Here is a 9,947-nt window from a genome sequence, read left to right as displayed (position 1 = left end):
CTACGGCCATCACACCGCCAAATCACTGACCTCGATGATCTACCTCATGCTCGGCGGAATCAGCCCGAAACTCCCCACAACAAGGTGAGGAGTCGCATGTATGTTCGATTCGAGGTTGGCGGGGCTGGACAAGCCGGCGTTGATCGCTGCGATCGAGCAGGCCGCGTGCGAGGAGGTTCGGGCCGGGGCGCGCAAAACGGCGGCGATCGCGGCGCTGGTCCATGACCAGGTGACCTATGACGATGTGCGCGATGAGTGGGTGTGGGACTCCTGGATCGAGACCGCCTGCGAACTCGGCGCGGTGTTGAACACCGGCCACCGTCGCGCCTCAGCCCAGATGCGCATCGCCGTCGCGCTGCGCGACCGACTCCCCAACGTCGCCGCCCTGCATGCACAGGGCCGGCTCAGTGCCCGTCTGATCAGCCAGGTCACCTGGCGCACCCGACTGGTGCAGGACCCGCAACTGCTGACACTGGTGGATGCCGAGATGGCCGAGAAGGCGCTGCGGTGGGAACCACTCTCCGATGACCGGTTGACCGCTGCCCTTGACGCCGTGATCGAGCGGTATGACCCCGAAGCGGTGATCCGCGCCCGCGAGCAGGTCACCGACCGCGATTTCCGGATCGGGGCCAGCGATGATCCCGACGCCCTGGTCACCGTGTGGGGCAAAGTGCTCGGCTGTGATGCTGTGGTGCTGACGGCCCGGATCGCGGCGCTGGTGAAAGGGATCTGTGACAACGATCCGCGGCCCATGGGTGAGCGGCGCTCGTGTGCGGTCGGGGCCATCATCCACGGCCAGGACCATCTGCCGTGCCGGTGCGGATCCCCCGACTGCACCGCCTCTACGGCACCGGTGGCGGGTTCGTCGAACGTGGTGATCTCGGTGCTCGCCGACCCTGCCGCACTCGAAGCCGCCCGCCAACTGCTCGCCGACCAAGACCTCCAACAACAAGAAAAACTCCCCGAAACACAGAAACAGACGCAGACGCAGCCACAGGCAGACTCCCGGGCGAGATCGGAGGCCACCCCGCAGCCCGAACCGACCCCCGAGCCCGAGGCCGAGCCCGTCGAGCCCGTCGAGCCCGTCGAGCCCGTCGAGCCGGCGGGGTCGAATGGTGCTCGGTGTGTGCGGGATTCGGGGATGGCGTTGTTGCCCGGGGTGAAGATCCTACCGATCGTGGCGCTGGCCGAAGCGATCCGATCCGGAGCCGCGATCAAGCAGCTGTGGCTGCCTGGCCCCGACCCCGAACCGCACTACAGCCCCTCAGCGAAGCTGGCCGCGTTCGTGCGTGCCCGGGATCTGTTCTGCCGCTTCCCCGGCTGCAACGTCCCCGCCGAACAGTGCGACATCGACCATGTCGTGCCCTGGCCCTACGGGCCCACCCACCCGTCGAACCTCAACTGCAAATGCCGCACCCACCACCTAGGCAAAACCTTCGCCGAAGACTGGCGGCAGGAACAACAATTCCCCGACGGCACCGTGGTCTGGACAACCCCGACCGGAAATGTCGACTTGGTGCACCTATGCTGGAGGCATGACTACCAGCACAAAGAAGTCGCCCGCCCGCACGAAGGCCGCCGTGTACACCGACCTGCGCGTGGCGTCCTACGCCCGCATGAGCCAGGACATCAGCGGTGAGATGCTCGGCCTGCAGCGCCAGGTCGATGAGTGCACCGCGCTGGCCGAGCAGAACCGGTGGGAGATCGCCCGGCGGTTCGACGACAACGACCTGTCGGCGTTCAGCGGGAAGACGCGCCCCGGCTTCGAGGCACTGCTGGAGTCGATGAAGCGCGGCGAGATCGACGTTCTGCTGTGCTGGCATGTCGACCGGCTCTACCGGTCGATGAAGGACCTTGAGCGCCTGATCGACATCGCCGAGAAGCACCGCGTGCACATCAAGGCCGTGCAGGGCGGCGAACTGGACCTGTCGTCCAGCGCGGGCCGGATGGTGGCCCGCATCCTCGGCTCGGTGTCACGCCAAGAATCGGAGCACAAGGGTGAGCGGCAGCGGCTGGCCAACGAGCAGCGCCGCACCTCGGGGGTGTGGTCGAAGGAAGGCATCCGTCCCGGCCAGCGCCCGTTCGGCTACACCAAGGAGGGGAAGCCGCTCGAACCCGAGGCGTCGCTGCTGAAGAAGGCCGCGACCGATGTGCTGGGCAAGGCGTCACTGCGTTCCATCGCCATCGCCTGGAACAAGATGGGCGTGACCACCACACGGGGTGGTGCGTGGACGAATCTCCAACTGCGCCGGTTACTTTCGAATCCGCTCTACGCGGGTCTGGTAACCCATGGGGGTGAGGTGGTTGGCCGCGCCGCGCCGGTCGAGGACGGCGGCTGGGAACCCTTGCTGGAGGAGGGCATTCACCTCGGCCTGGTGGCGTTCCTGAAGGATCCAGTGCGCAAGCGTGACAGCACATTTGAGGTCAAACATCAGGGGTCGGGTGTCTATCGCTGCGGTGTCTGCGGCGGCAGGATGTACGCGGGCTATCCGCACCGGGGCGCTGGCAAGCCGAACAAGATGACCTACCGATGCAGGCCCGGCATGGACGGCAGCTCCGAGCAGCGACGAGCCGCTCATGTGGCCCGCATCGGCGAGCCGCTCGACCTGTTCGTGAGCGACCTGGTGATCGACCGGTTGATAACCAAACTGGAAGGCGACGCGGGGCGTCTGGCGTCCGACACCGAACGCGAGGATGACGGCGTCGATGTCGTCATGGTGACGGCGCAGTTGACCGCGCTGCGTGAACGGCTCGACGGGATGGCCGTGCAGTGCGCACTCGGCGAGATCGATAACCAGCAATTGGCCAGTGCCACAGCGGCATTGAAGCCGAAAATGGCTGAATATCAGGCTGTGCTCGACGCGAGCAAGGTCGCGGAGGTCGAAACCGAACCCGAGGATGAGATCATCAAGGACGGCCCCGAGAAGGTCGCCGCGAACTGGGCGAAGGCGTCACCGGCCATGCGGGGCAAGGTGATCGACCGGATGATGACGGTCACGGTGAACAAGGTGCCACGCGGCACCAGGGTGTTCGACGACAAGTACATCGACGTGCAGTGGAAGCGGCGCGGCGTCTAGGCGCGGCGGGTCGTGGGCAAATCGTTACCATGGCAACGATTTGACAGTCGGATGCTGCGCAATCGCCGTCCCAATGGGATCACCGCTTCTCCCACAGCCTCTCGACGCAGCACCACCGGTGGCCGTCGAGCGCATCAGGTCCGTAGCGGGCGATCACGACGGCGTCGTCGCGTGCCGTCCACACGCCGTGCTCCCGCATCCAGTTCAACCTGCAGTCGTCGTGGTCCTGCACCAGGGGCGCGCCCACGGGAAGTCGTACACGGCCCATCAGCCGACCGCCGGGGGACGGTTCCACCGCGCCTGCCCAGCGCGGACGTGGCGCGGGCTCTTCGCCCTCCCGTCGCCGATCTCGACCCTGCCCACCCAATCGGCAGCAGCTCGGCGGCAGGTCCTGATCTCCGCGCTCAATTTCACCAGGGTCGTCGGACGCTGCTCACCGGCAAGCTCGGCGTCATAGCGTGTCTGCAGCTGGTCGGCGGTGTCGACAGCGTCGGCGGCCCACTCGATGAGTTGAGCCTCGACTTCCGAGAACTCCAGCTGCTGCCCGGTTTCGCGGGCGGCGCGGGCCAGCGCCCTGTCGAGGTCGCCGCGTAGCCGCTGACCGGCGGTTTCTGCCATGGCCTCAGTGTCCCAGAGATTCGCGAGCTGTGGTTTCCGGATCGAGGGCAAATACCGCACATGGTCGGTATTTGCGAGTGCCACGGGGGCGTCGTCGCTCGCCCCCTGGGTGAATTTGGAGCTGAGCACGGACACCGGCACCCTATGCCTGCCGATGATGCGTGGGTGGTTGCCGAGCCCTCCCCCCGGTGCCCCTACCAGCACCGATGCGTCACTCGGTCTTTGCTGGCATAGTGCGCCCTTGACGCTTAGGCCTCTGACCTGCGGTGATGCAGCACCCTCGCCACGCGGGCGGGTGTTTCTGCAGTCTGCACGGCGGTGCAGACTTTTCCTCGTCCGACAACGACCAACGCCGGTCTCGACGATGACCACGGCCCGTCGCCACCACTGTCGGGGCTTCCTTTCCCGACGGCGCTCCACGGTGCCTGGATGGCGACGAGACCGGGCCTGCCGCGTGTGCCCCAGGGCTTCCTCGGAGCCCTGGGCGCGGCGGGTTCGGTGGAGGCACGGGAGAAGCAAGAACGTGCCACGTTCTTGGTTCACAACGGCACCGCCACCGGCATCCTGTCAGGAGCCGGGTGTGACAATCGTGAACTTGCCAATCCTGTTGGGGCGCACAACAACATGGCCGATGCGCCAGGTCGCCCGCAGCAGCACGGAGTCGCTGGAGAAGAAGGCGTGCTCGCTGACGGCGACGCGCACCGGCCCGACAGCCGACACGACGGCGCGCTTGTCGAGGACCAACCCGCTGTAGTCGGGAACGCTCGGGTCGACGACGACGGGTAGCCCGAGCAGCCGCTGCTCGGCGTCGGCTGTCCCTGCGCCCAAAAGGGTTTGGTTGTAGGAGGTGCCGACCTTCATCTTGCGCATCTCACTCCAACCGAGCGGCCCGAGCAGGATGACCGAGGGGATCGCCAGGTTGTTCTGCAGTGTGGCAAGGAGATCGGTGAGCACGTCGAGCGAGTCGAACATGACGCCGCCGTCGACGATGCCGCTGGTGCCGATCAGCCCGACGGCGGGTGCGACGGCGGGCCCGACCGGCGCTGGCTCGGCGACGAAGGCGGTGTTGGCTCGGCGGGTGATCGCGCGGGCCACCGACTCCGACAACTGGTTGGCGGTTCCGGTCTGGTTGTACTGCTCGTTGGTGATGCGGACGAGCTGGGTGATCTTCGCGGTGTGGATCAACTGCTCGGCGAGGTCTGGTTCAGCTTCTGGGATTTCGCTTCCCTCAGCGGTGAACTGGGCGTCGTCGTCGTCCAGGAACGCGACCCGCACCGAGGGGGCGTCGCCGTCGATTTGTCCTGCGACAGTTGAGGTTTGGAGGATCAGCGCATTGGGCAGCACTTCGCCAGGTGCGAAGACGGTGACATCGGGCCGCCACGCGGCGTCCGAGGTGGGGGTGGAGACAAGAAATGTCATGTGGGACAACCTTTTCGGTGGGCACAGCGAGTGTGCGTGAATGGAGGTGATTCACGCGGCTGGCCGCTGGCCCGTGCCGCCACCCCGAGGGGTGCCCGCGCCCTCAGCGGGTATTCAGCCGAGACGCTTACCCCTGACTCTACCTCTGCGGCAGCTCCTTGATGAGCAGGGCCAGCATGTCGGGGTCCAGCGCGCGGCGCAGGGTGGCCGCGATGGATTCGGGGGTGGTGATGCGGACGGTGATACTGCGAGGCCGGAAGCCCGCCTCGACGGCGGCGGCGTTGGCCGACAGTTCGTTCGAGGACACGGTCTAGGAGGTCGGGACGGTCCTTTCGCAGGCGACGCAGGGCAGCGGATTCACTTGTGCCCGAGGGGCGCTCCTCCTTGCCGTGTATATTATCCACGGCACCGCTGTGGATGCTCGCTGGATTCTGCGTCACCGCATCGAGTGCGTTGGTGGCATCGGCGTTGCCCTTGTTTTTCAACCGGACATTGTCCGCTTGAAACTTCTCGCTCCTCCGGTCGCCGCCGTGAATGGATTCGCTTGTGCCCGTGGGGCTTTCCCTATTGTGTATATTATCATCAGTTGGGTCTGACCTGGGAAAACGTCTGACGAGCACGTCGCTACGACCGCGCGGTGCGGTCACTCCCGATCCGGCGGCGCAAACGCCGACCGCCACTGGTTGGGGCGGGGCTCCTCGGCGACCCGCGACGCTCCAGATCGAAACCCGGCGGGCGCTCGACTGATACCCAACTGTTGGCGGGCCACGGCGGCGGCGTCCTCGACCTTGCCCTCGTCGGGCACCCCGGCCTCGTCGAGCACGTCGGCCAGCTCGGTGACAGCCCACAGTGCCTTCGGGGCGAGGCCGAGCTTGTCGAGAAGGCGTTCGGCGTGGGCACGCTGCAGCGCCTCGACCCGGTCCTGCATCGCGGTGAGCGCGTCGCCGTGTTCGGCCTGCATCGCGGCGAGCGCGGTGTCGTGCTCGGCTTGAGCGGCCTGCAACTGCTGGTCGGTGTCGCGGAACTTCCTGCGCCACTTCGCGGCTTCCCGTGATGTCGGGGCGTCGTCGGGATGTAGTTCACCTTCATGTAGTACTTCTCGGTCGTCGAGGTCGTCGAGGTGCTCGCCGGTGTCCTCTGTCGCGAGGTCGGCCTCTGGGCCGTCTACGGGGCTCTCAGGGCCCGTGGGGGTGGGGTCAGTCATGGTGTGCTCCTTGTCAGTTGTCGGTGATGCCGAGCGCGGCCTCGATGACGATGAGGTCCGCCGCCAGCACCTGGTGCAGGTCGTGCACCCTCACCTCGGATAGCGGCTTGCCGGTGAGGGTTTCCAGCGTCCGGTCGAACAGTTCCTGGTCTGCGTCGTTCTGCCGGTTCATGTAGTCGAGCGCGTGGGCGCACTCGGTGGGCGTCATCTCGTCGAGCGGCTTGCCGCTGGTGCGCTGGAACAGGCTGCGCAGCGAGTCGGCGTACACCTTCCGCAGCCACGGCGGGTAGGCGACCGACAGCGGGTGCCCGTAGGCGGCGAGGAGTTCGTCGTCGGTCATGCCGTCTCGCCGTCGTGCGGTTGGTCGTCGATCTGACCACACAGGCCGAGCAGGGCGTCGGCGAGGCGGCGGGCCATCGCGGGGTGCAGCAGCACCGTCACCCTTCCGTGTCGGGTGTCCAGGAAGCTGGCCGCGACCAGGTCTTGCCCGTTGGCGCGGCGGAACTTCACCGACATGTCGCTCACGGGTGTGGTGATGATCATCGTCGTGCTGTCCTTCCGATTGCCGACGGCGCGGGGTTGCGCCGGTCGTGGCTGTAGTGCTTCCCGGCGACGACGCCGAGGAGTCTGCGCGGATCCATTGCAGTAGACCACCGTTCGCAGGCGGCGCGGGCCGGGCAGTTCCCACAGATCGTGATGGCCGCCTCGACGGCCTCTGTCGTCTCGCTGTCGAAAACGTCGACGTGGTCGCGGCACAGCGCGCCGGGCAGCGCCGGGGTGTGGGCCGCCAGCTCGGCGAGGAGGTCGGTGACGTTGTCCATCATCGGAACCGCACCCCCCAGCCGCCGTCGCGCTCGAACGCCGCCAGCCACGGGCAACTGTCGTCATGTCGGACGAGCACCTCGTAGACGCCGGGCTCGACCTGGATGCTCTCCACCTCGGACCCACAGTCGGGGCAGGCGGCGACGCGCTGAATCTCGGCGGGGGTCAGCGATGGCCGACCGTGCTGTCGGCGTGCCCGGCGGTTCATGTCAGTGCTCCTGTGTCAGCGGCCTTCACCGTCACGTCCCTCCTCTTATAAGAGGAGGAGGGAACGTGAACGGTCCCCGCGTGATCGCCCGTGAACGGGTGCGTGAACGCTTGACCTGCGGGTTTAGGTTTGGCGTGAACGGGCGTGAACGGTCCGTGAACGGTTTGGGTGCGTGAACGCTTGACCTGCGGGTTTGCAAAACCCGTGAACGGTCCGTGAACGGTCCTCATGCCAGGAACCAACTCGTCGGGGTGCCGCCCCGGGGCCCACCTGTGGTGCCTTCCATGCGCGACAGGAGCCCGGCGTCGACGAGGGCGTCGAGCTTGCGCCGGGCCTTCTCACACTGCGCCCTGGTCGGCGTCTCGGTGTTGAACATGCATCCCGCCGCGCCCATCGCGGTGATCCCGTTGGCCTCCTGTTGGCGCACCAGGTCGATCAGATCAACCTGGTAATCGATGGCCAGCAGTCCACGGGTCTGGTCGTGCGACAACCGGAACGGGCCGACCTCGGCGGCGGGAATCTTGGCGTGCCTGAATCCGACCAGCGGGTCGCCGGGCTCCCCGGTGAGCATGATGACCGAGCCGCAGCCCGACGTGAGCCATGTCGAACCGTAGGCGTCGGCGATGGTGCCGTCGGTGAGCTTCTTGGTGTGGTGGAGGTCGCAGTGCTGGATGCCTGCCGCCGTGACGTGCTGACGGGCACGGTTGTAGCTCGCCCCGACCTCATCGTCAGACAGCCCGATGGCCGCGTCCTTCACGCTGTCCACGAACACGACACCGCAGCCCAGGTCGACGGCCATCGCCACCATCAGGGCGGGGTTCTTCGCAAGGTCTCCCGGCGGTGGCCCGGGCCGGATCACCAGTCGCCCGTCGAGTACTTGACGGTCGGTGTCCTCAGTGAACTGGCGCTTGAGCGACCGGCCGATCTGGTGGGGCCGGTCCATCGCCAGCAGTAGTATTCGCTGTCCGGTGTCGGCGATTGGAAGGCCAAGGACGACACCATCATTGAGCCCCAAAAGAGCACCGATGAGCATGCCCTCCAGGGTCGTCTTACCCAGTCCCTGCGGACCCACGATCATCAGCGACTCGCCCTCGGCCCACAACACCTCGTCGCCCTCGCCCCACACCGCCGGGATGGTGTCGGGCCGGTCGAAGATGAAGGCACCGCCGCTGACCGTATGCCAGTCAACCGTGGCATCGTCCGACGATTCAGACTCGGGCCCGGGCTCACGGTTCGTATTCGAGGCAGGATCACCGTGTACGGGCCCGGTGTACTGCACATCCTTCTGCTGGCGGTCGATCACCTTGAGCCAGCAGGTCTGCACGTCGTCGTCGGTGCGCTCGGCGAGGCGCTCGGCGAGATCGGCCCGGCTGGCCACCACGGACCGTGTTTCGTCGAGGGTGAGCCGGTCGTCCTTACAGGCGGCCACGACACGGTAGGTGTCATCGGAGCGGTCGTTGGTGACGTTGTCCAACGCCTTCTGCACGAGGGGGTGATAGGCCAGGTCGACCGGCGACAAAGTCTCAAATCTGAGAGTTTCGGGGTCACCTGCGGCGCAGGGCTTTCCGTTCACTGCGCCGAGGTGCTCGGCCAGCGTCGCCGGATCCCACCGCGTCCCGCTGGGCCGGATCAGCCACCGCACCGCGCTCGGCGAGCCGGTGGCCGCCACCGACTTGTGGTTCAGCGTGCCCGGCGGGCGCACCAGGTTCTCGACGGTGTGTTTACCTTTGTCCGATCCTGGCGGCAGGTGGGCCTGGAAGGCCCTGCACAGCCGCTCAGCCTGGTCGGCGTCGACCGACTCGGCCAGCGGCAGGTAGCAGTGCAGGTGCCCGGGTGTGCCCGAGGAGACGGCGAAACCGTCGAGCGCGCGGACGATGTCGAGGACCTCCTCGGTGTCAGCCGGGTCACCGTCCCAATCACTCCACACCACACAGCAACTGGCGCACTGGGCCTTCTTGCACGTCTTGATGCCTGCCTTCATCAGGGACACGCACATGTACACGTCGATGGTCTTCGACTTGCGCACCAGCAGCTCGGCGATCTTCTCGGGAGTCTGGTGGGGCCAGGCGTGGCTGAAACTGCCTTCGAAGTGCTCGTGGTCGTACTGGCCGTCCTCGCGCCAGTACGGGCCGTGCCCCAGCGGGGTGAACCAGCGGCCCCGGCCGTCACCGTAGAGCGCGTGCACGAAGGTGGTGAGGTCGGAGCACCGCGCGGTACGCTCATCGGTATCGACTTGGGTGGTCGTGGTGGTGGGCCTCGGGACTTCGGTTTCGGGGCCGCCGTCATGTCCGGGCGGGCTCACTTGTCCACCACGCGCATCTTCAGCAGGGTGGCGATCTCCTGCAGGTCTTCGCGGCACAGCGGCGGTGCTTCGGCGACCAGCTTCTTCACCCGGTCGGACCATGATGCGTGCCAATAACTTTCGCGGGCCTCGATGAGTTCGGGATCATCGGGTGCGCGGTCGCGGGACAGGGCGGCGACACGGGCGCGATGGTGAAGTGCTTCGTGGGATTGGCGGGCCATGATTCCTCCGGGCAGGCTGAGTAGCCCTCTGCTGGGAGGATGTCTGACACCTACACGGGGGTGATCCCCGCGTGCG

The 9,947-nt window shown here is 66.7% G+C and carries 13 protein-coding genes; 2 read left to right on the top strand and 11 right to left on the bottom strand.

Annotation, left to right across the window (positions count from 1 at the left end):
* Window positions 1–100 precede the first annotated feature (100 nt).
* Both H7I57_RS04455 and H7I57_RS04450 read left to right on the top strand, forming a co-directional pair.
* On the top strand, window positions 101–1,639 hold the full coding sequence (locus H7I57_RS04455) for an HNH endonuclease signature motif containing protein (protein WP_264022101.1): 1,539 nt from the start codon (window positions 101–103) through the stop codon (window positions 1,637–1,639).
* Window positions 1,536–3,077: a recombinase family protein gene (locus H7I57_RS04450; protein ID WP_264022100.1), complete on the top strand. Its 1,542-nt coding sequence runs from the start codon at window positions 1,536–1,538 to the stop codon at window positions 3,075–3,077. The genes H7I57_RS04455 and H7I57_RS04450 overlap by 104 nt, the downstream gene beginning before the upstream one ends.
* A 79-nt stretch (window positions 3,078–3,156) precedes the next feature.
* Here H7I57_RS04450 and H7I57_RS04445 read toward each other — a convergent pair whose 3' ends face one another.
* The 11 genes from H7I57_RS04445 to H7I57_RS04395 all read right to left on the bottom strand — a co-directional run bounded on the left by H7I57_RS04445 (window position 3,157) and on the right by H7I57_RS04395 (window position 9,871).
* A complete protein-coding gene (locus H7I57_RS04445) occupies window positions 3,157–3,345 on the bottom strand; it encodes a hypothetical protein (protein WP_264022099.1) in 189 nt (62 codons plus the stop codon).
* Window positions 3,345–3,695, bottom strand: a complete 351-nt coding sequence (locus H7I57_RS04440; RefSeq protein ID WP_264022098.1) for a hypothetical protein — start codon at window positions 3,693–3,695, stop codon at window positions 3,345–3,347. Before H7I57_RS04440 ends, H7I57_RS04445 begins: the two co-directional genes overlap by 1 nt.
* 567 nt (window positions 3,696–4,262) lie before the next feature.
* Window positions 4,263–5,114, bottom strand: coding sequence for a phage major capsid protein (locus H7I57_RS04435; protein ID WP_264022097.1), 852 nt, complete (start codon window positions 5,112–5,114; stop codon window positions 4,263–4,265).
* Window positions 5,115–5,253: 139 nt separating this feature from the next.
* The gene (locus H7I57_RS04430) at window positions 5,254–5,421 is read right to left on the bottom strand and encodes a hypothetical protein (RefSeq protein ID WP_264022096.1); all 168 of its coding nucleotides are present in this window, start codon (window positions 5,419–5,421) and stop codon (window positions 5,254–5,256) included.
* A gap of 336 nt (window positions 5,422–5,757) precedes the next feature.
* Window positions 5,758–6,318 (bottom strand): hypothetical protein, encoded by a 561-nt coding sequence (locus H7I57_RS04425; RefSeq protein WP_264022095.1) that lies wholly within the window; start codon window positions 6,316–6,318, stop codon window positions 5,758–5,760.
* A 13-nt stretch (window positions 6,319–6,331) separates the two neighbouring features.
* The gene (locus H7I57_RS04420; protein ID WP_264022094.1) at window positions 6,332–6,658 is read right to left on the bottom strand and encodes a hypothetical protein; all 327 of its coding nucleotides are present in this window, start codon (window positions 6,656–6,658) and stop codon (window positions 6,332–6,334) included.
* Window positions 6,655–6,861 carry a hypothetical protein gene (locus H7I57_RS04415; protein ID WP_264022093.1) on the bottom strand — a complete coding sequence of 69 codons (207 nt, stop codon included), beginning with the start codon at window positions 6,859–6,861 and terminating at the stop codon, window positions 6,655–6,657. Before H7I57_RS04415 ends, H7I57_RS04420 begins: the two co-directional genes overlap by 4 nt.
* On the bottom strand, window positions 6,858–7,142 hold the full coding sequence (locus H7I57_RS04410) for a WhiB family transcriptional regulator (protein ID WP_264022092.1): 285 nt from the start codon (window positions 7,140–7,142) through the stop codon (window positions 6,858–6,860). The genes H7I57_RS04415 and H7I57_RS04410 overlap by 4 nt, the downstream gene beginning before the upstream one ends.
* Entirely contained in the window at window positions 7,139–7,348 is a 210-nt protein-coding gene (locus H7I57_RS04405) for a hypothetical protein (RefSeq protein ID WP_264022091.1), read from the bottom strand. The genes H7I57_RS04410 and H7I57_RS04405 overlap by 4 nt, the downstream gene beginning before the upstream one ends.
* Window positions 7,349–7,574: 226 nt before the next feature.
* Window positions 7,575–9,650, bottom strand: a complete 2,076-nt coding sequence (locus tag H7I57_RS04400; protein ID WP_264022090.1) for an ATP-binding protein — start codon at window positions 9,648–9,650, stop codon at window positions 7,575–7,577.
* Entirely contained in the window at window positions 9,647–9,871 is a 225-nt protein-coding gene (locus H7I57_RS04395; RefSeq protein WP_264022089.1) for a hypothetical protein, read from the bottom strand. Before H7I57_RS04395 ends, H7I57_RS04400 begins: the two co-directional genes overlap by 4 nt.
* Between the last annotated feature and the right edge of the window lie 76 nt (window positions 9,872–9,947).

Origin of the sequence: Mycolicibacterium pyrenivorans, from assembly GCF_025821625.1 — a bacterium.
Taxonomy (GTDB): Bacteria; Actinomycetota; Actinomycetes; order Mycobacteriales; family Mycobacteriaceae; genus Mycobacterium; species Mycobacterium pyrenivorans.
This window is presented reverse-complemented; position numbering and strand designations above follow the sequence as displayed.